The organism is Anaerobacillus sp. 63XJN7_5_ISO-PGPR-S23-430, assembly GCF_056173695.1.
In genome coordinates, this window is the sequence record NZ_CM149686.1 from 3153564 (window position 1) to 3177342 (window position 23779).

Genomic DNA, 23779 nt, shown 5'->3' on the forward strand with positions numbered 1-23779 from the left:
CTCTATTGACAGAGACTTCTTGATATTGACAAAAGGATTGACACCCCTTATCCATTTTTTTAAACTATAATGGTCACAAGGGGAATTTATAAGAAGTTTATTACTAAAGGGAGAGACACAATTATATGGAAGAGCGTATGAATAACAGCAACGATAAGCTGAACAAAGTCACGCCTTCAAAACCAACATGGCAGGTATGGTGGCGTTTACTCAGGCCGCATACATTAACTGCTTCCTTCGTCCCGGTTTTTCTGGGCACAATGCTTGCCCTTCAAAGTCATACATTACATTTTGGATTGTTTATGGCGATGATGATCGCATCTATTCTTATTCAATCTGCAACAAACATGTTTAATGAATACTATGATTTCAAAAGGGGTCTCGATCACGCTGGGAGTGTAGGAATTGGGGGCGCTATCGTACGAGATGGTGTTAGTGCAAGAACAGTATTAAACCTTGCTTTTATTTTCTTCGGCATTGCGATTCTTTTAGGTGTTTATATCTGTGTCCTTACAACATGGTGGATTGCGGTTATTGGAACAATCTGCATGGCAGCAGGGTACTTTTACACTGGCGGTCCGTATCCAATCGCCTACACACCATTTGGTGAAATTGCTGCTGGTGTATTTATGGGACTAATACTTGTATTACTTTCTTTCTTTATTCAAACAGGTGTGATTACGTTTGAAAGCATTCTCGTTTCGATTCCTATATCCATTCTAGTTGGCGGTATCCTCATGGCGAATAATATTCGTGACTTAGAAGGCGACAAGGAAAAAGGACGTAAAACACTTGCGATTCTTCTCGGACATGATAAGGCTGTAACATTTTTAGAAGGTATGTTTATCGTATCCTACCTCTGGGTGGTTGGACTTATTATTACAATTGATTCATCTTTATGGCTTTTGTTGATAATATTAAGCATCCCTAAAGCATTTAAAGCCATCCGCTTATTTGAAGGAAAAACAAAAGCAGCTCACATGATGCCTGCTATGCAAGCAACTGCTCAAATGCATACACAATTCGGACTGTTAATGGCCATTGGTTTATTATTAGCCTATTTCATTTAACACGATGAGAAAGTCAGAGATCCATTTGGTCTCTGACTTTTTTATATTTATGAACCACTCCCTCACCTTTGCATAAATTCGTGAAAATAATCCTCTATTCTCTGAATGAAAGTAAAAAGGAGTTTATTTAGAAATGCTACAGCCTATCGATCGCTAACTTTTCTCTTTTTCTCACGTTAGCCTCGTGTATACTGTAAATAAGTACATAAAAATGGGGGTAATACGATGGAATTTGCAAATACAATGTTAGAGGCACTCGGCATTAAAGCCATTACATTAACACCTGAAAAAGTTGTTCTAGAAATGCCAGTTGGACCAAGCACTCATCAACCACTTGGCTTTCTTCACGGTGGCGCATCAGTAGCCCTAGCAGAATCAGCAGCCAGCATAGGCGGCACACTTAATCTAGATTCAGAAAACGAAGCAACTTTTGGGATGGAGATCAACGCTAATCACCTCCGAAGCAAAAAAGACGGCGTCGTCCGAGCCATCGCCGAACCAATCCACATCGGCAAAAGAACAATGGTGTGGGAAATCAACATCGTAGACGAACAAGAAGAACTAATCTGCATATCCCGCTGCACCCTAGCCGTTAAAAGGTATTAAGAAAAGCGAAGACGAGCGTTTAGAAACGGAGATATTGGAACGCTTGAACTAGAACACTCAAAGAAAAGCCCGTCATTAATGACGGGCTTTCTGTTCTATTTTTCTTTCACCAATTTCTCTATAATCTTCATGATAGGTGTCTGATATTGCATAATGACATTCATCGCAAACCAATCTTCGTCGTTCCCACGGGAAGAGCAATTCTTTCTCACAGTAAATACATCCGTGATTCAATTGGATCACCCCCCTTTTAGATTATGCCTAATATGGGCGTCTAAGACCTAAGTGGAACGGAAAGGAGAGTAACAAATGATACGAATAAGACTGCCTTTTCTTTTTATCATCGTATTTTTATCTGCATGCGCTACACTCACATCTGATACAGAAATAAAAGAAAACACAATTCCGGCAACAGTGGATCGAGTTGTTGATGGCGATACATTGAAAGTAACTCTTGAAGATCGAGAAGAAACAATTAGACTCCTTCTCGTTGACACTCCGGAAACAAAGCATCCGAGTAAACCTGTACAACCCTATGGACCTGAAGCCTCCCAGTTTGCTAAGAATCAACTAGAAGGAAAAGAAATTGGTGTCGAGATAGATGTTTCAGAACGCGACAAATACGGTCGACTGCTTGCTTACGTATGGATTGGCGATCAGATGTTTAATGAGATGCTCCTTGAAGAAGGACTAGCAAGAGTTGCTTATATTTATCAGCCAAACGTAAAGTACGTTGATACATTCCAAGAAATTCAGCGTAAGGCTCAAGAAGAAGGCAAAGGCATTTGGAGTATTGAAGATTACGTTCGCGAAGAAGGATTTAACGAATCCTTTGAAGCATCTGACTCCACATCTACTGACAAGGGATCTCAACAAGGTTGTGACATTAAAGGGAACATTAATTCTAAAGGAGATAAAATTTACCACGTTCCTGAAGGATCATATTACGAGATTACGAAAGCAGAAGAAATGTTTTGTAACACAGATGAAGCCGAACAAGCTGGATTCCGCCCCTCTCAACGATAGATGCAACTACTTATTACTCTCTTCAGACTGAAAGACGAGTGAGATAAAGAGTTCACTAAAATAAGCCAAAGATCGAGAATCAACAGTATACCTAACATATCTAATAGAAAAAGAATGGGGTTTGCACCCTCCAACATCAAAGCCGTAGCTTAAGCTACGGCTTTGATTCATTTCATCTACTGATATCTACTAAACAGCCTGCTCAACCTTTTTCCCTTGTTGAAGCTGATACATTTGGAAGTACCTTCCCTTTTGCTTCATCAATTGATCATGATCGCCTCGTTCAACGATTTCACCTTGGTGAAGAACAAGGATTTGGTCAGCCTCTCGAATTGTTGAGAGTCTGTGAGCAATGATAAATGTGGTACGACCCTTTTTTAAAATATCCAGCGCATTTTGAATAATCATTTCTGTTTCGGTATCAACATTCGAAGTCGCCTCATCAAGAATTAAGACAGCAGGGTCAAACGCTAGTGCCCTTGCAAAAGAGATCAGCTGTCTTTGCCCCGAAGAAAGCGTGCTTCCTTTTTCGATCACTGCCTCATCATACCCGTTAGGAAGAGATCGAAGCAGCTGCTCTGCTCCCACATCTTTTAAAGCCTTTTCAACTTTTTCTCTTGAGATCGAGGAATCATTAAGACTTACATTCGAAGCAATCGTTCCAGTGAACAAGAATGGATCCTGGAGCACGATCGCCATATGCTGTCTTAACTGCTGTTTTGGAATATCTTGAATATTTTGACCGTCGATAGAGATCGTTCCTTTTTGGTTATCGTAAAATCGGAATAATAAATTCATAATTGAACTTTTCCCTGAACCAGTATGCCCCACTAGGGCAACCGTCTGACCTTTTTTCGCTTCAAATGATAGTTCCTTTAACACATATTCTTCTGCTTTGTATGCAAACGAAACATGATCGAAAGTGACATTCCCATCATAACGAGGAAATTCACCATCTGATACATCTTCCCCCTTTTCATCAAGAAGCTCAAAAACTCTGTCCGCCGCTACTAAAGCCTGTTCTAAATTAGCTAGCTGGTTCACCATATTTGTAACGGGTTGAAATAAGCGATTCAAATAATCCACAAAAGCATAAAGAACACCGAGACTCACAATAGACCCAGCCGTTAATGAAGCTCCCCCAAAGTACCAAATCAATACTACAAATGAAATATTCCGTAGAATGTTCACAAGGTTATGTGACATTAAGGAATTCAAATTCAATAGCTTATTTTGATAAGTAAAATGGCTGTCATTCAGCTCTTCAAATTCCGCTTCAGTCTTCTCTTGACGTTTGAAAGCTCTTATTATCGACATGCCCTGAATGGATTCATTGATCATTCCGTTAATATCACTAATCCTTGTTCGAATGACCTTATTGAATTTCGACGCATATTTACGATAAACGAAGATCCAAATCAGAAGGAGTGGCACAATCGTTAATGTAATCAACGCAAGCTTTACATCAAGCAAGAATAAGGCAATAAATATCCCTGTCATATAAAAGATGCTTGTGAAGAACGTTGCGAGCACCGTCACATAAAGCTCTCTTATTGCCTCCGTATCATTCGTAATTCTTGCCACAACTTTACCGGCTGGTAAATTATCAAAATAGTTGATATGCAAACGCTGAATCTGGGAGTAAACATCCGTTCTCATTTTTTGAATAATACGGTTAGCAGAGGTTTGCAATAGAAGTCCCTGCCCATATTCAAAAAAGGATGCGAACAATAGAAGCCCAAAGTAGAGCGCTATTAACCAGACCATCGGTTCTATTTGCGGTTGATAAAAGGCAAGCAGTTCTTCATTGCTTATTTCTTTAGCTTGATAGGATTGTTGTTCCCCCTCCTTTTGAATCGTGATAAGGTTGTCGTCAACCGACCGTTCTCCATCGTATGCGATCGCTTCATCAACGAAATAGTAGTCGCGACCTACCTGAAGAATCCTTACTTCCTCTCCTTTAAATTCATCGCTCCCAAAATGATCACTTCGTTTATACCAGTCCCCATCATATTTAACAGCTTCTTCTCCCTGATCTGTTTCATACCAGGGATACTCAATCCCCATAATATGGACATCAATCATACGTTTCGCAATGAAAGGCCCAGAGAGCTCTGCTGTAACAGCTACCATTAATAAGAGTAAAGCAATAAGAATATTTTTCTTAAAACCCAGTGCATACTTAACTAATCGCTTTCCTACCTGTCGATTCATTTACAGCACCTCCTTCAATGAATCCTCAAGCTGCTGTCTGTCAAATTGGTCACGATACCATCCCTTTTTAGAAAGAAGCTCTTTATGAGTTCCTTCCTCAATCACCTTGCCCTCATCAAGAACGATAATCCAATCAGCATGCTGAACACCCGACAAACGATGCGTGGCTATAAACGTCGTTTTCCCAGAACGTTCATTGCGAATATTGGATATAATTTGTGCTTCAGTTTTTCCATCAACGGCAGACATTGCATCGTCTAAAATTAATATTTCAGGATTAATCATTAGAGCTCGCGCAATGGATACCCTTTGTTTCTGTCCACCTGATAAAGCGACGCCTTTTTCTCCAACAAGCGTCTCAAGCCCTTCAGGGAGCACATGTATATCTTTTTTAAAGTCGGATAGCCGCAGCACTCGATCAATGTCTTGATCTGTTCCATTATTTTTACCAAACAGAAGATTTTCTCTCACCGACCTTGAGAAAAGCATCTGATCCTGAGGAACATAACCAATCCAGTTTTGCAGAGTTTCGAGAGAAATTTCTTCGATCGGCACATCAGAAATTTTGATTTTCCCTTTACCGACTGGATATTCTCTTAAAAGTTGCTTCAGTAATGTCGTTTTCCCACTACCTGTTCTCCCTACAACGCCTAATGTTTGGCCTTTCTTCAGAGTAAATGAAACATTTTGTAAATTCGTAACAGATGAAGAGGGATACGTAAAAGTAACATCTTCAAAAACGATCGTACCTGGTGTATCCAGATATTGAGGAGAATGGTGTTCTTTCACATCCTCTTCATGAGACAGCGTCTCTAAGACACGGTTCAACGATGCATTTCCTCGCTGCATGACGTTGATCAACTCTCCAACCGCAATCATCGGCCATATGAGCATCCCCAGGTACACATTGAATGACACCAGTTCTCCGAGTGTTAGGACTTTATGAAAAACGAGATACGCTCCATACCCTAACCCAATTAAATAACTAATCCCGACAAGAACTTTAATAGTTGGCTCAAATAAAACATCTACTTTTGCTACTTCAATATTTTTCTTATATACATCTTCCGTTAAGTTCTGAAACTTCTGCTGATCTGCCCTTTCTTGTACATAAGCACGCGTTACTCGAACTCCTGCAATCGATTCTAGTACTTGATCATTCATATCTCCGAACGAATCTTGGGCAGCTGTAAAGCGCTTATGAATGATTTTTCCGTAACGATTCATGGCAAGAGCCATAAGGGGTAGAGGAAGAATAGCCGCAAGCGTTAATTTCCAGCTAATAAGAACGCCCATTGTAATCAAAATAAGAAACATAAAGATCGTTGAATCTACTAATGTTAAAATACCAAATCCTGCGGTAAGGGAGACAGCTTTTAGATCATTTGTGGCCCTTGCCATCAGGTCTCCAGTTCGGTTTTTCTCATAAAAGGATGGCGTCATTTTAAGGAGGTGCTTCATCAATTTAGATCGGAGCGCCCTCTCAACTAGAAAGGCACCACCAAATAATTGGTACATCCAAATATATGTGACGATATAGACGACGAGCAATAACCCTCCATAAAAAAATAAATAATTTTGTAAGCTTTCCCAGGTTAAGCTTCCTACGTTTATTTCATCAATGGCCATTCCGATTAATTTTGGTGGAATGACCTCGAGAATACCCCCAAAAATCAATAAAGCAATAGCAATGCTATACCGTTTCCAATGCTGTTTAAAAAACCAGCTCAATTTCCGTAAAATAGAGAACAACTTAATCCCTCCTAACTTTTTCCTACAGTTATGCTTTCTGATTGACTATTTCACCATCCTCCTTACATGGATCACTTCATTTCCCCACTGTCACTTTTCTCAGAAACCAAAAAAGACATAACCGCATGCGGTTATGTCTAATGACTTCTTAAGACATAGAAAAGGGCACACGTCTATGACGCGCGCCGATTCCTTTACTGTGACAAAGGGGTTACATCCCTGGCAAAGTGCGTCTATGAGTACATGAAGTTAGTTGTTGGATATCTTTCAAAATATGTCTCATCACACACACTCTCCTTTACCGTTATTTTTCACTCTGTCATCTTAGCACTATTGTCACAATTTTGTCAATATTATTATTTAAGTTAGTGGATTCACACTTTCTTCGCCTGTTAAATCCGCTATCATTTCCACGAGCAAATCAATTTCTTCCTGCATATCTTTTAAACTTACTGTTTCTACCGGTGCATGCATATAGCGAAGCGGAAGGGACACAAGTGATACAGGAACACCGTATCCTGTTAAACGAAGCTTATCTGCATCCGTCCCTGTCATTCTTGGTGTTAACTCATACTGAAGTTTCAAATCAAGCTTTTTAGCAGCCTTTTCAAGGAGCTGATTGATTTTTATATTGATTGGAGCGCCTTTCGCAAGAACAGGTCCACCTCCAAGATCAACCTCTGTGTGCTTTCTTGCATCAATTCCAGGATAGTCTGAAGAAAATGTAACATCACAAGCAATGGCCATTGTTGGTTGGATTCCTGCACCAGCGAAATAAGCACCACCCATGTTTGTTTCTTCATTCACTGTACTAACAGCATAAACACCTACTTTAGGGTTACGCTTGGCTACTTCACGAAGAACTTCTGCTACGATAAATGAACCAGTCCGGTTGTCTAATCCTCTTCCACTAATTCGGTCATTTAAGAGGTGCTCAACTTCTCGTTTATAGACTGCGAGGTCCCCAATTTGGACGTACTTCTCGATTTCTTCTTTTGTAGCTGCACCACAGTCAATATAGAGGTCTTCGAAATGAAACTCTTTCGCCCCTCCGTGATGTTCTGCATTGACACCAAATACACCTGTTAACTTTCCATGTGTGCCTAGAATTGTTACTTTCATGCCAATAGCAGGCTTATGACTAATTCCACCTAATTTCTCTACGCGAATAAATCCATTTTGATCAATTTGCTTCACCATAAATCCAATTTCGTCACAGTGTCCTGCAAGAAGCACTTTAAATTCTGCTTCTGGATTAAGAATTCCGATCGCATTACCTGCGTTATCCGTTTTAATGTCATCTGCAAACTCTCTTACATAGTCCATCCATTTATGCTGGATTTCCATTTCAGCTCCTGATGGAGAAGCGGTTGATAACAATTCTAATAAAAAATCACGGTTCATACGATGCACCTCCGAATAGTTTATAAGTTCCTTTTTCATTGTATCTTACAGCAAGACTTCATTCTAGTTTTGTGCAATGGCGAGCTTGTACACAAAAACACCCCGCACATTAGCGGGGGTGCTTCATTATTTCGACTCTTTTAATAATATTTCTTCCACTTCTGTTTTCGTTGGAAGAGCGGTCATTGCACCCTTCGTTGCAGCTGCTAAAGCACCAGACACGCTAGCAAATTGCGTCATACGTTCAAGCTCTTCACGCGATAGATCACTAAGAGAGCCTTCATATTCATTGAAGCCGTGTAAAATGCCAGAAACAAATGCATCTCCTGCGCCTGTTGTATCAACGGCTTTAACTTTCATAGCAGGTACTCTAAGTGAGTAGTCTGGTGTGAAAACGAGACTACCTTCACCACCCATAGTAATAAAGATCACTGGAATACGATAATGAGCGAGCTTCTTAATTCCATCTTCGATCGCTTCTTCACCTGTAATGAATGTGAGCTCTTCTTCAGAAAGTTTTAGTATATCTGCCTCTGATAACATTGAAACAATCGTTTCTTTAGCTCTTTCTTCACTTTCCCATAGGCCTAGTCGTAAGTTCGGATCATAAGAAATGATTAATCCATTTTCTTTTGCTTTTTCAACCGCTACCTTAGTTGCACTTCTAGAAGGTTCACTAATCATTGAAATTGATCCAAAATGAAGGATACGGTGACGCTCGAATAAATCGTCACTTATTTCTTCTGCATGCAAAAAGCGATCGGCACTTGGGTTTATGTAAAAGTCAAAACTACGCTCTCCGTTTTCTGCATTTGTAACAAAGACAACTCCGGTTCGGGCTGACTCAGTTAGGATCATCGTTGATACATCAACACCATAATTTTTTAGCGTTTCTTGGAGAAATCGTCCGAGGACATCATCCCCAACTTTCCCTAGAAACGTGGAGTTAACACCGAGACGTGCAAGTCCAACGGATACGTTTGCAGGAGCACCACCAGGACTTTTTTGATACGTGAGATTGTCCTTGTCCAGAGGAATAAAGTCAATTAATGCTTCACCAAGACTAATAACACCTTTACTCATATCTACTTCCCCCTAAGTTAATCGAGAATAGAGCAGTGCTCAGAATGATTCGAGTACTGCTTTTCGTAATCATATCACGACACGGTAGATCACTAAAGAAAAAACCTTGTTATCCCATGATCCTTTTTATCATTTTTAGCCCGTTTTTAGCAGAGGGATAACGAAATGCAAAATCGAATTTCGTTGTTTGTTTCACAATGCTTTTCTGATGAGAGAATGCTTCAAAGCTCGCTTGACCATGATAGCTTCCAGTACCGCTTGAACCAACACCACCAAATGGTAGATAAGGTGAGACGATATGCATTAACGTGTCGTTCATACATCCGCCTCCAAAAGAAATAGAAGAAGTGATCAAATCTTGCATTTTTTCAGATTCTGAGAAAAAATAAAGAGCAAGTGGCTTTGGGCGTCTGCGTACATCATCAATCACAGTATGAATATCTGTGAATTCAAGAACAGGAAGGATCGGACCAAAGATTTCTTCTTGCATGACAGGATCTTCCCAAGACACATTATCCATAATTGTTGGGGCAATGACACGTTCCTTTTCTTTATGTTGCCCACCTATTAATACGTCACCATCATTTAGGAATTCTTTTAATCTTTGGAAATGACGATCACTTACGATGTGACCGTATTTCTGATCAGACAATGGATCTTCTCCGTAGAATTCAACCAGGACTTGAGCCATTTGTTCTAACAATGCTTTCTTTACATCACGATGAACGTATAAATAGTCTGGAGCGATACACGTTTGTCCAGCATTTGTGAATTTACCCCACATGATTCGTTTAGCAGCTAAGTTTAAATTAGCATCTTTATTTACTATGGCCGGACTCTTTCCGCCAAGTTCAAGCGTTACCGGTATAAGTTGTTTAGCCGCAGCTTCCATCACAATTTTTCCGACAGGAACACTTCCTGTGAAGAAAATATGATCAAACGATTGCTTTAATAACTCCGTACTCGTATCTACGCCACCTTCAACGACAGCAATATACTTTCGCGGAAAGACTTCTCGAATCATTTTGGCAATCACAGCAGACACTGCGGGTGTTAGTTCCGATGGCTTTAAAACGGCACAGTTCCCCGCTGCAATGGCACCAACAAGAGGGGCAATCTGCAGCTGGAATGGATAATTCCAAGGAGCAATAATTAATGTAACGCCATATGGCTCTCGATGAACATAACTTTTAGAACCAAGATGAGTGACAGGCGACTTCGCTCTCTCAGGGCTCATCCACTCCTTTAAATGCTTTAGCGTAAACTTTATTTCTTCAAGCAGAAAACCAATTTCAGTTGTATAAGCTTCCCACTCTGATTTATGAAGATCTTCCTTAAGGGCTTTTAATACTTCAGGTTCATATTCTTTAATGACTTTTCTTAATGTCTCTAGCTTTTGTTTTCTGAAAGCATACGATTTCGTTTCTCCATTATAATAATACTCTCTTTGTGTTCTTACTATTTCTTCTATCACTTCCATCGTATCATCTCCTCAGGCAAGTCTCTTTATTGTTCTTAAGTTTAAACTTTTGAACATAAGGTGTCAAATCAAGACACTCCTAATGTTTAAATATCTCATTCATAGGGGAGAAAACTGTATAAAACGATTTACTAAAATCAAAACTATAGGATGCAACCAATAAGGAGGCTATTACCATCGAAACATTAGGTCACCATATTATCGCTGAAATGTGGAACTGTAACAAAGAGAAATTAAACGATTTAGTCTATATAGAAGAAACCTTTGCTAGTGCAGCACTTGAAGCTGGAGCCGAAATTAGAGACGTAGTCTTCCACCCGTTCGAGCCCCAGGGAATTAGTGGCGCCGTTATTATTGCTGAATCCCACCTTACCATTCATAGTTTCCCTGAACACGGATATGCTTCAGTAGATGTCTATACTTGCGGGGACAAAATTGACCCTTCAGACGCAACCAATGCTATTGCAAGAGCACTTGAAGCGAAGAAGATACACACAGTAAAAATTCCTCGTGGAACTGGAGAAATCACTGTGAATGAAGTTGAAAAAAGCGGCGTCGAAGCAAAGTAGAACGATCAAGAGCGGATGCATATCGTGCATCCGCTCTTTCTTTCACTCCTGATTCAACAATTGTCTGTAATGGGCAAGGGCAAGGAGCGGCCAGATCATTTTATAACTGTGATAGTGAACGTAAAAGCCACCTGGTAATCCTGCTCCTGTTGGATAAGTGAGTTCTTTATTTTCAAAAGCGCCTTTCGTAAGATACTCTACTCCTTTATGAAGTGCATCACATTTATCTCCACAAATTGTTAAAGCATCAACTGCCCAAGCGGTTTGGGAAGGTGTACTATAGCTAAGAGAAATATACTTTTTTTGTTCATCACTTTCACATGATTCTCCCCATCCACCATCTTCCTGCTGAATCTTTTTAAGAAATTCTAAACCCTTACTGATTGCAGGAAAAGACGCACTATACCCCGCTGCCTTCAGTCCAGTTACAGCTGCCCATGTACCGTAAACATAGCAAATCCCCCACCTTCCGCACCATGAACCATCACTCTCCTGGTTGCTAACAAGCCACTTTACTCCTCTTACTACTGATGGATGATTATGTTGTAACCCAGCGAAGTTACATAGAAATTCGACAGTTCTTCCGGTAAGATCGGCTGACGAATCATCAGGAAAAGAAGATTGCGCTCCATCGATCGGTAGATCTTTCAATAGAAGAGCTTTACGGTCTGTTTCAAATGCGGGCCATCCCCCATCCTTATTTTGCATCGCAAGTATCCAGTTCACTCCTCGCTGCCAGCTGTTTGAGGAAGAAGCATGTTTCATTGCTCTCAGGGCAGCTGTCGTATCATCTACATCTGGATGAATACTGTTTCCTTCACTAAATCCCCATCCCCCAGGTATAATATTCTGTTTTGCCATCGCCCAGTCTCCAAACTTTGTTTGTTGATTTCTTCCTAAATATTTACTTGCCTTCATAATGATAGGATCAACACTTGAAAGTCCTGCTTCTTGGAGCGTATGCGTTATTAGAGCAGTATCCCAAATCGTAGAGGGAGAGTTTTGAATATGATTCTCTGACAAACACAACATCCCCTTCAAACCATCTATAGCACGTAGAATAACCGGAGACTGTTTTTCATAACCAAGGGCGAGCATGGCATAAATCATGAAAAATGTGGCAGTAGCATAATTTAATAACGTTCCATCACTTTCAATTCGCTGTAACATATATTGTTCAGCTCTCTTTCTTGCTTTGAACAACTGATTATCTGGAAATTGAACTATGGAATCCCATAATGATTTGATAGCGTCTGAAAAAACGCGTTCTTCATTTAATAAATGAGCGAGATCAGGTGTCCAGCTCGTCTTAATCGAATAGCGTAGATCCTGACATAAGATGATTGGCGCAAAATGGAGGCGGGCATATGAGCTTAAATCAAAGAAAGAAACCGGGAAGGAACCAGGAATAAGCATAAATAACATCGGAAAATGGAAAAGCTGTGGCCATTCCAGATGACCATTTAATGCTAGAAAAACTTTAGTCATTGAATCCGTTCTCTCTATCCCTCCCCACTTTCGGATATACAACTCAGCTTTCTTCATCTGAGGATGCTCCCGCTTTATTTTCCCCGAATAAAGGAGGCTATGATACGCCTGAACTGTAGCCGAAAGATTCCCTTCATCATCTTCAAATAGCTTCCAATACCCGCCCCTTGACTGATTCATCAGCAAACGATGGACAAGCTGATCCACTAATGTTTCTTCTTTCAACCCAAGTGTTCTTATGAGCACAATCATAACTGCATCAGTTAGAAGACTATTCTCAAAACAGTAATGAAATGAGCCATTCTTCTCCTGGTGACTTACTGCTTCTTTTACTAACTCATCTATTCTCTCATTCACCCTCTTCATATCCATAACGGTACCCCCTGAATTTAGCTACCGTATTGTATTCACGAAATCTTTTGGCGATTCAAACTAAAACTTATTGTAAATTTTTTGAAACTTGTGTAAAATTCAAACGTATGTAAGGAATAAGGAGTGATTGAATGAAAAAATTTGGGCTTCCCATACTAACTGGCCTCGTTATTTTGTTATTAATTTTTCTCCATCAGCTGTCAATTCTTCAAGAAAAACCCGACGAAGAATGGAGTAGAACAATTGCTTTAGACGTAGCAGCTGAGGATAGTGAAATGTTTGTGGAACATGAAGAAGAAGTAAGTACGCTATATTTCAGCGGCGATCCTGTGCGAAAAGTCGTCGTAAACGAACAGCTTGAAACATCCTCAGAAAATCTCGAGTATGTTATTCCTGAAGGGTACTCTTTCTATGTTGATGATAAACAAGCCATTTACAAAAAAAAGGATGAAATTATCTATGCTCGAAATGGAGAAGAGCAATCCATCCTGAATAAGATTGAAGGTATAAATGCATCAAATGATGGGGTTATAGCCTGGTCACGCCACACGGTTTACGCCATTTCTCCAGAAGGAACAATTGATTCAGAAACGAAGTTACCTCAATACATAAAAGGTGGAACCTTTGCAGAAAATGGACAGTTATTTCTTTATGTTCAATCAGAAGATACAAATCAATTTCTAACATTTGACCCGGGCAAAGAACCAGTTATTATTCACGAAACCCCTCTCTCGTCAGGAGAATTATACAGCAATCTCCAGATGATCCAGGTAGATGAAACCTTGACGTTTACATATACAGTTAGTGCAACAAGACAGGGAACAAGAGTGATTAACACTTACTTCGGCGAAAGTATTAGTGGAGAAGAGGCTAAAGTTAACCTCTTGAAAATCACTAATGTTGAAACAGGAGATAGCTTCCCAAGGCCTAACTATTTCTCTTTAACTAAAGTAGATGGAAAACCTCATCTGTTGTTTAGTGCAGACGGCGAAATATCTCCGAAACGTTCTGTTATAAGTATTTATGAAGCATCTCGCCAGGATGGAGAATGGGTGGCTTCTAGAAGAAGTACAAGTGAGGAACTTTCGATACGACCTGTTTCGATTACAGATCAATCGCTAGTTTGGATGGACCAAGAAGACAATGGCCTGGTTTTACATGGGGCATCTACTGATTCAACCGTAATTGAGAGCAGTAATGAAACGTCAAAAGATGATCTGAAATTCGCTCTTTATTATACATTCACAGCAATTGTAGGTATGTTCGCAATGCTAGCTTTTTCCTTTGGTTTTCTGATTCTACCGGCAGTTGCTTTAATGTACTTATATTTTGCAAATACAACTGCAGTTGAGCAGGATAAGAGCTGGGTAGAATGGACAATTGTCCTCCTTTGCGTTGGGTCCCAGATGATTTTCTTACCTTCGATTCTTGACGGCCCCTTTCAAAACCTTGCCCCTACCTATCTTACGTTTGAAGGAGCTCCATACGTCTGGCCAGTGATTATCTTCCTTGTCTCTTTCATCATCAGTCGAATAGGACAGGACCAAGAATGGACCATTCTTCAGCGTACTTCTTATCAGCTAGGATTAAATCTTGGAATACTCATTTTCTTGTTAGGACCTTATATTTTATAATAATCAAAAAGAGGATGCCCGCTTTAATGGGCATCCTCTTTTTATTTCGCCTGTTCAGCCGCTTTGTCGTTTACAGCGAGAATCGCCTCATGCAGAAGCTGACTGAAATCTCCTTTCCTCAGAACATCTAGTCCTGCAGCAGTAGCCCCACCTGGTGTTGTCACTTGATCACGCAATTCTCCTGCGTCTCGCCCATCTTTAAGCATTGAAGCAGATCCATAGATCATATGCACAACAAGCTTCCTCGCTACATCAGCAGTTAATCCATAAGACGCAGCCGTTTTTTCAAGTGACTCTGCTAAGTGATAAACAAATGCTGGAGCACTTCCCGTAATTGCAGTAAGATCATGAATTTGCTTCTCAGACAACTCTTCAGACTCTCCGATAGCATCCAGAATGACCTGAAGTGCTTCACGATGATCCTCTGTAACGTGATTTCCACACGTGAATAATGAAATTGACTCACCGATATCAGCCGCTGTATTCGGCATGATCCAGGCTGTTGGACGTCCTGGAAGTGATGCTTCTAAAATAGAAGGACCTATGCCTGCAGCAACTGTAATGATAAATTGATTTGTTACTCGATCAGCTAGCTCTTTAAGAACAGCTGGATGTGCTGCTGGGGGCATTGCTAGTATGACAATATCATGTTCGGTAATGACATCCTGCCATACTCCTGTTTCAACATCATACGTTTTTCTCAAATCATCCAATTTCTTCTGATCAGATTGATTCGTTACCGTAATTGTCCCCATATTTCCAGACTGTTTAAGTCCTGAGAAAATAGCCTCAGCCATGCGCCCAGCACCAATAAACAAGATATTAGACTTTTTCAATTATACCCCTCCTCTTTTCCAACTTAACTATACCAAACTGATGTACAATAGAAAAACGCCGGATTATAACCGGCGCTTTGATTACCAAAATTTAAACCCAGGAGACCCGGGTGGTGCATGTTCAATCATATGAACGACCGGTACTGTATAAGCCACAAGTATGAGTATTGTCGCAATACTAAGCCATAGTCGCCAGTTTTCCAAAATAGCAGGCGTTTTCTCTGCATCTTCTGCCACTTCTCCAATCGGAAAATCTTCTTTTCCTTTTGGTGCAAAAAACGTGAGGTTCACAATAATGTAAACTAACAGCAAAATGGCAAGAAACAGGATTGATCCACCAACGGCCATCGTCACTTCATATGGAATCCACCCTAATGCATCAGGGTTATCCCGATAAGTCGTATAAGCTGTTCTCCTCGGTGCACCAAGTAAACCCACTGTATGCATGGCTCCTGACATAAAAAACATGCCAATCGCCCACAAAATTGTTTGCAAATTCGCAATGCTGTGCATTTTCCCCGTCAATACTCTTCCAGTAAGATGAGGAATTAGCCAGTAAGCAATGCCAAAGAAAGTAAGAGCCACACTTGAGGCAACGGTAAGGTGGAAATGCCCAGTTACCCAAAGCGTGTTATGCACAATCTGGTTCATTTGGTTACTTGCATTAATGATCCCACCAGCACCAGCTGGAATGAAAATCAACATTCCGACCATGGGCGCAAAGAACCGCGCATCTCTCCATGGTAATACTCTGAACCATCCAAAGAGGCCCTTTGCCCCTTTGCGACGACCAGCGATTTCAAAAGAAGCGAATAGTGAGAAGGCCGTCATGAGTGAAGGAACAATAACCATAAACGTTAACACAACCTGTAGAAATTTCCAAAAAGGAGAAATGCCAGATTCGAGTAACTGATGATGAAATCCTACCGGTATCGAAAATAGCAAGAAAAGGACGAAAGACAAACGTGCTAAAGAATCACTGAAAATTTTACCACCTATAATTTCGGGTATAATAACGTACCAACAGACGTAGGCAGGTAATAACCAAAAATAAACGAGTGGATGACCAAAATACCAGAAAAGCGTACGACTTAGAAGAATATTAATTTCATCCACCCAACCGAATGACCAGGGAATAAACTGAAAGATAACTGAAACAGCAACACCAATCGTAGCGACAAACCACAGTACCATCGTCATCACAGCCATGAAGCTAAATAATGGAGATAGCTTCTCATGAGAAACTTTTTTCCAAATGTAGTACTGATGACACATCGCACCGCCCGCTAACCATGTTCCGATAATAAACAACGTTAATCCAATATAAAACCATGGAGACGCTTTTAACGGGGCATAGAAAGTATACAGAACCGTTCCCTCATTTAATAAAACCATAACAGTTGTAAGAACTGTTCCAATCGTCATTATGATATATCCCAGCCACGCCATACGGTATGGTTGGTCATAGAACTTCCCCATTGTTCTGCTCATGCCGGCATAAAAGAACCCAATAATAAAATAAGTTGTAAAAATAAGTGCGAGTAAGATCCCGTGTGCAGTTAAAAGCTGATAATATCCTATTCCTGCTGGTAACTGAATTGTTCCACTTCTTACTAACGTTTGTAGTAATCCTGCAATACCACCTAATAGAACAGCTAGAAAGGCAATTAACAAATGAGCCATACTGAGCTTTGCATCATTTCGATCTACTATAGAATGACTCATTTCGTCACCTCCAGAGGTACACCCATTGCCTGATGTCCTACCCCGCAATATTCATTACATAAAATCAGGAATTGTCCTGCCTCATCAAACGTATGTGTAATGGTATTCACGTGCCCAGGAGTAATCATCATATTGACATTCGTCTTTGGGATTTGAAATCCATGAACAACGTCTTTACTAGTAACTTTAAAATGAACGGTAGCCCCTTCAGGTATTTTCAGCTCATCATTTGATTGGAAGGTGAAGGCTTGAGCAACTAAAACCGCTTCATATTCATTCTCACCTATTTTCTTTAAACCAGGTTGATCAAAGGGCGCAGTTACATCTACTTTTGTTGGATCAAGAATTTCGTTATCACTCGGTGGCGTATGCCCCATTGCGAAAGCGTTCACACCAATGACTAAAAGAAAAAGAATAAGTGTCCCGCTTCCAATCATAAGCCAAAGTCTTTCTAATTTGTGCATGTGCATCTCTTTTCCCCCTTTCTAAAGACGAACCATATATAGCCAGTAAACCCCAAACCAGGATAATAGAATAAAGCCACCAAGTAACATTACTGCGACCATCGTCCCTTTCAGGTTTGGTCCTCCCTTATTTATTACAACTTTTCTCGCTGTTTCTTTCTTCTCCTCAAGAGCCCCCATCACTCATCCCCCTTTATACTTCACTATAGGTTTATTGTATGAGAATACACATTCCTAATCTGTGACTAAACTCACTAAACAAGAGAACATTCACGAGTTAGCCAATATATCTGAATTTAGCCAATATTTATCGATTTTGGCGAGTATCCTCTTCCACAACCTCCGCACGCCATCACGATCAAGACAAAAAAAGAGTTCAGGATTAAAACTCCTGAACTCTCACGCCTTATAACCTGCATATGTTTTTTGGACAGCCTTCGCAATGACATATGGCTTTCAATTTATCGAGATCTTCAATCAGGATTGCTCCCCCATCATAGGCTATAATCTCATCTTTCTTAAGCTGGTTGAGCATTCGATTAACCGTTTCTCGAGTTGCTCCAATCAAGTCTGCAAGCTCCGCATTTGTAAACTTCGTAGTCATGCGAATACTTGGTCCTTCTTCAACCCCATAAGTATTGGCGATTCTAATCAAAGTTGAAGCGAGTGCTCCATGCTTTCCGAAAAACATCAAATCGCGTAATTTTGTTTGGGTAAAACGCTGCATATAGCCCATCCATTTCATAAATTCAATGGCAAGATCCCCATTTTGCCATAAAATTGTTTCAAGATCTTTCTGCTGGATGATACCTAGACTACAATCCGTCATGGCTTCTGCACTAAAGCTATTCTGCACATGACTATCATCATGGAATTCTCCGAACAGATCTCCTGCTTGAAAATGATAGAGTACAAGATCTTTACCCTCATCAGAACTCTTCGTAAGTTTTACTGCTCCGCTTTTCAAATAATATATATGATTCGATTCATTGCCTTCCCAATAAATCGTTTCTCCACGCTTAACCTGTTGTTCATACATTAATTCTGCTAATTTAATAAAATTACCCTTTGAAAATGACTGTGTATTGTATCCGCCTTTATTCATAGTGGAGATGGGACAAGTAACTTTCATGATTTTCGCCTCCTATAATGTTTCTCTTAGCATCATTATAAGAGTTCCACTCCATTCTAAGTGTGATATACATCACACCTCAATCATTTTTCTCTTGAAAATGTGACATTGTTTACAGCCTAGTTTTCCTCAACCATATTACATTTAAGGTAACAAAAAATTGGAAGGTGATGAGCATGCTAACAGGAATCATTTTAGCCGGAGGACGTAATGATTATGTAAACGGTCACCATAGATCCCTTCTACTACATCATAATGAGCCAATCATCTTATGTCAGATCAAAAAAATGAGTCAAATTGCAGATGAGATCATTATCGTTACAAATACTCCTAGAGAGTTACTACCACACGTCCCAACAAATATTCGCATCATTACGGACTTTTATCCAAATAGGGGACCTATAGGAGGATTGCATGCCGGACTATCTCTCGCTAGAACAGAAATAGCATGGGTTATTGAAGTAGACACACTTTCCATTTCAACATCTATAACAAGTAAACTAATTAAAAACGTATTGCGTTATCATGCAGATGGCGCAATTCCATTGGTAGATGGGACACTTAAACCTCTACAGGGCGTCTATAGGACAAGTACAAAAGCAACCTTAACGAAGTTACTTCAACAAGAAAATACCACTCTGTCTACTTTTCTAGAAAACATTCACACCGTTTCAGTGAGCTCTAATTCAGACTATAAAATCCGACCACATCATACGCCCCAATAGACATGGTGAATTCACCATGTCTATCCTTTTGATAGGAACATGCTTTTCTCATCAAAAGGTGATAATATAACGGTGATGCAAACTAATTTCATATTAATAATATACATATGGATATGGGTGAACTTAATGAAAAAAACATCCGTTATTGTTGGAATACTTTTCTTTATTGTAGCTGGTCTCATAGTTGTGCTTTCTACACAAAATGAAACTGAACCTCAGCAGCCGTCTGAGCTGCTCACGACCTATCGGAACATCTCTCAACAAACTGAGGAGAATACAGCTATTCAGAATGCTTCCTTAACGCTTTCGGCGGTGGGAGATATACTCATTCACGACCGAGTTTATGAAAAGGCAGTAGTAGGCAATGGATTTAACTTTAATCCAATGCTTGAAGATGTTCAAAACCAATTAAAGAAAGCTGATATTACGATCGCCAATCAAGAAACCGTCATCGGCGGGACATCAATCGGCCTTTCATCTTATCCTTCTTTTAATAGTCCAACAGAAGTTGGGGACGCACTTAAAAATTCCGGAGTAGATATTGTATCGATGGCGAATAACCATACTTTAGACCGAGGAGAAAAAGCCATCCAAAATGCGATTAAACATTGGAACAAAATCGGCGTACTTTATACAGGAAGTTATGTTTCAAAAAAAGATCGCACTATCATTAGAACGATTGAACATAATGGGATAACGCTGGCTTTTCTCTCCTATACTTACGGAACTAATGGCCTCCGCCCTCCTAGAAATAAACCTTATCTTGTGAACTACATTGATAAGCAACTCATAACTCAAGATATTCAAGAAGCCAAAAAGGTAGCTGATGGGGTAGTTGTAAGCTTACACTTTGGAAATGAATATGAACGCTATCCAAACAATAACCAGCTAGAACTCAGTTCTTATGTAGCTGAAGCGGGAGCAAACCTGATTTTAGGTCATCACCCCCACGTTCTCCAGCCGTTAGAATGGATTGAAACAAACGACAAGCGCAATGTATTGGTTGCCTATTCACTAGGTAATTTTTGGTCAGGTCAAAAAGGGGATTACAAAGATATCGGAGGCATTCTTGAGGTTCAATTCGTCAAAAAGAATTTCCGAGGAAACTCTATGCTCTCAATCACTTCCCCAGCATTTACTCCGACTTATGTAGATAATGAGTATAAAGTCCACCCGCTAAGTGAAGTAAAACCTGATTTATTAAATGAAATGAATCTTCATATGAAGCAGTGGATGCCAGATTTACAGGTTCCAAAACCATAAGAAAAAAGCCCGTTATCAACGATAACGGGCTTTTTTCTACAATAGGATATATCAACCATCAACAACAAGATTATGACCATTAATATAACTTGCGTCCTCACTTGATAGAAAGTAAACCACTTTTGCGATTTCAAGAGGCGTTCCAAATGACCCTCTAGGATGTTGTTTATAGGCTTTCTGAAACCCATCCTCTGTGCCATATAACTTCCGAGCAAGAGGGGTATCAATTGGTACTGGCGAAATAACGTTCACACGTATTTTCCGCTTCGCATAACGACTTGCCAATGATTTCGATAGTGAGACGATACCTGCCTCTGTTGCATTGTAAGCTGGAAGAGCTGCGTTGGAGGTTCTCAATGCGCTACTTAAAAAAGCATATTCCATGTATCTGGACCAACAATCCCATCTACTGATAATCCCTTTCTTTTCTGATAAGCCCTTACAGCCTTTTCAGTTGCGGGTCCAAAGATACCATCGGGGTTCACATTAACCGCTCGTTGAACGGCCTCTACATCTTTGCCACGATCGCCATTCATCACATATCGACCAGGATAAGGTCTTACTGGAGCATTCATAGCGAATCCACCTTTTGGAGCTCGCTTCAAAGCAGCAAGTGTTTTCGGACCAACAATCCCATCTTCCACTAGACCTGTTAATCGCTGAAATTTCTCAACTGCTTCCTGCGTCTCTCTTCCAAAAATGCCGTCCGCCCCAAATTCACGCAGGTCCATTCCTACACGAATGAGAAGGTCTTGAATTCTCTCAACTTCTTTCCCACGATCACCTGCACTAACAATAAGTGTGCTAGTAGTAGATTTCACCTTCCCAGGGCTACTTATTTCTTTAAAGTTTTTCCAAACGCCTGTTACATCTTCAATAAAAGTTGACCATGTAATTCCATAGCGATTTAATGCATTCTCAGGGTCTGTTCTACGTGTTGGATCAAGTGTTGAGTGGGCAACTATATCTGATTCAGGATCGAGTTTATATTTATCACATAAATAAGCATGGTACCAAACATAGCGGTCATATGCCTCTATAAAGGATATACCTCCTCCCCAACAAAGTTCCACACCGATCGCTTTATCGTTCGCATCTCCGTTATAAAGGAGATTGTCCTTTTCCGTTACATAACGTACATGCCATGCTTTTTCAGTTAATGGAATGATTTCAAGAATAATCGAATCATCAATAAACGTATGAGCAGACGCTGAGATAATATTTTTAGCAAAATAGGCTCGATTTACGTATGCCGTTGAACCTGGATTACCTGTATCATGAGCGACAATAAAGCTAATTCCATCATTTTTTTCTTTTGGTCTGGACTTACCTTTATCGATATAATCTCTAGTAATTGTATATTTTGAATTACTTGCCATTATTTCACTCTCCCTTTCTTTGCTTCCCCCCTCCTCTCTAATATCCATCATATGTAAACAATTCTTATCTGGCTCGCTTCTTTGTGTCTTATCAAATAAAATTAGTCAGGTGCTGAGTAGCCCTGACTAATTAATTGATTCTTCGTTATCAACTAGACAATCATTCATAAACCCTTCCCAATCACTAAATTGATAAAGAGTCGGAGTGAGCACCAATTTTTCTAATATCCCTGCATATGTTTCTTTGTTGTTATCATCTATTAACGGTGATAGAGCTGTTCGAATCATTTCTGCTTCTCTACGCGTTATGTTCATATGAAGTCCTCCTTTCGCCTTTTTACATAATTTCTCCGATAGACGTCATAATCATGTGCTTTTTTTGCCAGAATAACGATGAGGTGAACACGAAATGAACCAGGGAATGAATACAGCTTTATCAGCGATCATGCTAGCACAAGGATTAAAAATAGTAACACATAAAGCGAAATCGGGAAATTGGGATTGGCGCCCTTTCTTTCAAACGGGAGGAATGCCAAGTTCTCATTCTGCAGGTGTATCTGCTTTAGCTACTTACACAGCATTAAAAACAGGAAAAAGCTCTGTCGAAACAGCACTGGCTGTCGTATTTGGAGTGATCGTCATGTATGATGCACAGGGCATTCGACGACATACGGGCGAGATCGCTCGATTGGTCAATGACCTAGATGAAGACATCGAACTATTATCGGGGCACTATCCTGATTTATTTCACGCGAGACGAGATGTTGAACTAAATGAACTTCTAGGTCATCAGCCTGCTGAAGTGGCCGGTGGTGCTTTGCTAGGGATTGCCCTTGGCTTAATAGGTTATTTCTCGAGGAAATAATTAACAAATAAAAAGTTGACAATCCTTCTCAAGCGTGTATAATGTGTAGTTGGGGTAACAAAAACCCGATATTAACAACTAGCTCCTTTAAAATAAGGAGAACTAAAATTCATAACTGGAAAGGTATGAACAGCATGATTCTAATTGGCTTGTATCAAGTTAATGGCCATACTACAATTGCTGTTGATCCTCCTCACTCACACTGGCGCGGCTTCGGAGCCGTAAGGATGGAAGAGAGGTAGGGCTTTCGTTGTTTGAGAGATCAACAGATCTCTATGGTATGTTTACCGCGGCAATGAAGGAGTTACTGTTAATAAATAACGATCGTTATATAAAACGTAGAAAGAGCGCATCTAAGCGATGCGCTCTTTATCAATTTATAGAGAGTTGCCTTCATCTTTTCTAACAATGATGTCGGCAATCACGCCTCCAGTATAGAGGATGGATGAAATAATTCCACTAACACCAAATGCACCTAATGCGATAATCCAGCGCATTGGATAAGGTTCTTCAATAGTTGAATAATTTGGTAAGTTTTCTCCAAGGGTAATACCAATGAATATAGCGGCCACAATACCTGCTAGTAATGTGTATACTGACATCTTTCTAAGTAAATATCCGTTCACGTTCATTACCTCCTTCTCTCCTAATCATTCCCTCTAAATAAGCAACAAAACATGAAAGGAACCTGA

At 40.1% G+C, this 23779-nt stretch carries 23 protein-coding genes and 1 pseudogene; 8 read left to right on the forward strand and 16 right to left on the reverse strand.

Translation table 11 applies throughout. The annotated features are described in order from the left end of the window. Window positions 1–137 precede the first annotated feature (137 nt). The 3 genes from AC0VYJ_RS16580 (at window position 138) to AC0VYJ_RS16590 (ending at window position 2702) form a co-directional block, all read left to right on the forward strand. A complete protein-coding gene (locus AC0VYJ_RS16580; RefSeq protein WP_430241904.1) occupies window positions 138–1070 on the forward strand; it encodes a 1,4-dihydroxy-2-naphthoate polyprenyltransferase in 933 nt (310 codons plus the stop codon). A 225-nt stretch (window positions 1071–1295) separates the two neighbouring features. Then, window positions 1296–1676 carry a hotdog fold thioesterase gene (locus tag AC0VYJ_RS16585; protein ID WP_226614868.1) on the forward strand — a complete coding sequence of 127 codons (381 nt, stop codon included), beginning with the start codon at window positions 1296–1298 and terminating at the stop codon, window positions 1674–1676. 309 nt (window positions 1677–1985) lie between these two features. After that, window positions 1986–2702 (forward strand): thermonuclease family protein, encoded by a 717-nt coding sequence (locus AC0VYJ_RS16590; protein ID WP_430241890.1) that lies wholly within the window; start codon window positions 1986–1988, stop codon window positions 2700–2702. Between the two features lie 189 nt (window positions 2703–2891). On the opposite strand, the gene AC0VYJ_RS16595 is transcribed toward AC0VYJ_RS16590, so the two are convergent. The 5 genes from AC0VYJ_RS16595 to AC0VYJ_RS16615 all read right to left on the reverse strand — a co-directional run bounded on the left by AC0VYJ_RS16595 (window position 2892) and on the right by AC0VYJ_RS16615 (window position 10635). Continuing rightward, window positions 2892–4916 carry an ABC transporter ATP-binding protein gene (locus AC0VYJ_RS16595; RefSeq protein ID WP_475365654.1) on the reverse strand — a complete coding sequence of 675 codons (2025 nt, stop codon included), beginning with the start codon at window positions 4914–4916 and terminating at the stop codon, window positions 2892–2894. Beyond that, on the reverse strand, window positions 4917–6668 hold the full coding sequence (locus AC0VYJ_RS16600; RefSeq protein ID WP_475365655.1) for an ABC transporter ATP-binding protein: 1752 nt from the start codon (window positions 6666–6668) through the stop codon (window positions 4917–4919). 360 nt (window positions 6669–7028) lie between these two features. Further along, complete coding sequence (locus tag AC0VYJ_RS16605; RefSeq protein WP_475367507.1) at window positions 7029–8081, reverse strand: M20/M25/M40 family metallo-hydrolase; 1053 nt, start codon at window positions 8079–8081, stop codon at window positions 7029–7031. Between the two features lie 117 nt (window positions 8082–8198). Further along, window positions 8199–9155 (reverse strand): aminoimidazole riboside kinase, encoded by a 957-nt coding sequence (locus AC0VYJ_RS16610; protein ID WP_430241883.1) that lies wholly within the window; start codon window positions 9153–9155, stop codon window positions 8199–8201. A 109-nt stretch (window positions 9156–9264) separates the two neighbouring features. Then, entirely contained in the window at window positions 9265–10635 is a 1371-nt protein-coding gene (locus AC0VYJ_RS16615) for an aldehyde dehydrogenase (protein ID WP_430241882.1), read from the reverse strand. A 176-nt stretch (window positions 10636–10811) separates the two neighbouring features. Here AC0VYJ_RS16615 and speD point away from each other — a divergent pair, with 176 nt between their 5' ends. Continuing rightward, window positions 10812–11204, forward strand: a complete 393-nt coding sequence (speD, locus tag AC0VYJ_RS16620) for an adenosylmethionine decarboxylase (protein ID WP_194219625.1) — start codon at window positions 10812–10814, stop codon at window positions 11202–11204. Window positions 11205–11246: 42 nt separating this feature from the next. Here the strand turns inward: speD and AC0VYJ_RS16625 are convergent, their stop codons facing one another. Next, a complete protein-coding gene (locus tag AC0VYJ_RS16625; RefSeq protein ID WP_475365656.1) occupies window positions 11247–13064 on the reverse strand; it encodes a terpene cyclase/mutase family protein in 1818 nt (605 codons plus the stop codon). 131 nt (window positions 13065–13195) lie between these two features. On the opposite strand from AC0VYJ_RS16625, the gene AC0VYJ_RS16630 reads away from it, so the two are divergent. Continuing rightward, window positions 13196–14698, forward strand: coding sequence for a hypothetical protein (locus AC0VYJ_RS16630; RefSeq protein ID WP_475365657.1), 1503 nt, complete (start codon window positions 13196–13198; stop codon window positions 14696–14698). 41 nt (window positions 14699–14739) lie between these two features. Here the strand turns inward: AC0VYJ_RS16630 and proC are convergent, their stop codons facing one another. The 5 genes from proC to AC0VYJ_RS16655 all read right to left on the reverse strand — a co-directional run bounded on the left by proC (window position 14740) and on the right by AC0VYJ_RS16655 (window position 18855). Continuing rightward, entirely contained in the window at window positions 14740–15534 is a 795-nt protein-coding gene (gene proC, locus AC0VYJ_RS16635; protein WP_475365658.1) for a pyrroline-5-carboxylate reductase, read from the reverse strand. Window positions 15535–15615: 81 nt separating this feature from the next. Continuing rightward, complete coding sequence (locus AC0VYJ_RS16640; protein ID WP_475365659.1) at window positions 15616–17259, reverse strand: b(o/a)3-type cytochrome-c oxidase subunit 1; 1644 nt, start codon at window positions 17257–17259, stop codon at window positions 15616–15618. After that, window positions 17256–17729, reverse strand: coding sequence for a cytochrome c oxidase subunit II (locus AC0VYJ_RS16645; protein WP_430241875.1), 474 nt, complete (start codon window positions 17727–17729; stop codon window positions 17256–17258). Before AC0VYJ_RS16645 ends, AC0VYJ_RS16640 begins: the two co-directional genes overlap by 4 nt. A 15-nt stretch (window positions 17730–17744) precedes the next feature. Beyond that, complete coding sequence (locus tag AC0VYJ_RS16650; protein WP_194219170.1) at window positions 17745–17903, reverse strand: cytochrome c oxidase subunit 2A; 159 nt, start codon at window positions 17901–17903, stop codon at window positions 17745–17747. A 226-nt stretch (window positions 17904–18129) separates the two neighbouring features. Beyond that, entirely contained in the window at window positions 18130–18855 is a 726-nt protein-coding gene (locus tag AC0VYJ_RS16655; RefSeq protein WP_475365660.1) for a Crp/Fnr family transcriptional regulator, read from the reverse strand. A gap of 176 nt (window positions 18856–19031) precedes the next feature. On the opposite strand from AC0VYJ_RS16655, the gene AC0VYJ_RS16660 reads away from it, so the two are divergent. Together AC0VYJ_RS16660 and AC0VYJ_RS16665 are read left to right on the forward strand one after the other, a co-directional pair. Next, window positions 19032–19580 (forward strand): molybdenum cofactor guanylyltransferase, encoded by a 549-nt coding sequence (locus AC0VYJ_RS16660; RefSeq protein ID WP_475365661.1) that lies wholly within the window; start codon window positions 19032–19034, stop codon window positions 19578–19580. Between the two features lie 126 nt (window positions 19581–19706). Next, window positions 19707–20843, forward strand: a complete 1137-nt coding sequence (locus AC0VYJ_RS16665; RefSeq protein WP_475365662.1) for a CapA family protein — start codon at window positions 19707–19709, stop codon at window positions 20841–20843. Window positions 20844–20894: 51 nt separating this feature from the next. On the opposite strand, the gene AC0VYJ_RS16670 is transcribed toward AC0VYJ_RS16665, so the two are convergent. From AC0VYJ_RS16670 to AC0VYJ_RS16685, 4 genes and pseudogenes are all read right to left on the reverse strand, one after another. Then, complete coding sequence (locus tag AC0VYJ_RS16670; protein WP_475365663.1) at window positions 20895–21227, reverse strand: SDR family NAD(P)-dependent oxidoreductase; 333 nt, start codon at window positions 21225–21227, stop codon at window positions 20895–20897. Then, on the reverse strand, window positions 21209–21664 hold the full coding sequence (locus AC0VYJ_RS16675; RefSeq protein ID WP_430241901.1) for a peptidoglycan-binding domain-containing protein: 456 nt from the start codon (window positions 21662–21664) through the stop codon (window positions 21209–21211). The genes AC0VYJ_RS16670 and AC0VYJ_RS16675 overlap by 19 nt, the downstream gene beginning before the upstream one ends. 21 nt (window positions 21665–21685) lie before the next feature. Further along, a pseudogene (locus AC0VYJ_RS16680) lies at window positions 21686–22222 on the reverse strand (peptidoglycan recognition protein family protein); the annotation flags it as partial. Between the two features lie 126 nt (window positions 22223–22348). Beyond that, window positions 22349–22537: a hypothetical protein gene (locus tag AC0VYJ_RS16685; RefSeq protein ID WP_430241866.1), complete on the reverse strand. Its 189-nt coding sequence runs from the start codon at window positions 22535–22537 to the stop codon at window positions 22349–22351. A 94-nt stretch (window positions 22538–22631) separates the two neighbouring features. Between AC0VYJ_RS16685 and AC0VYJ_RS16690 the strand changes: the two genes are divergently transcribed. Continuing rightward, entirely contained in the window at window positions 22632–23087 is a 456-nt protein-coding gene (locus AC0VYJ_RS16690; protein WP_430241865.1) for a divergent PAP2 family protein, read from the forward strand. A 377-nt stretch (window positions 23088–23464) separates the two neighbouring features. Here AC0VYJ_RS16690 and AC0VYJ_RS16695 read toward each other — a convergent pair whose 3' ends face one another. Then, window positions 23465–23713: a hypothetical protein gene (locus AC0VYJ_RS16695; protein ID WP_226614886.1), complete on the reverse strand. Its 249-nt coding sequence runs from the start codon at window positions 23711–23713 to the stop codon at window positions 23465–23467. Window positions 23714–23779 lie beyond the last annotated feature (66 nt).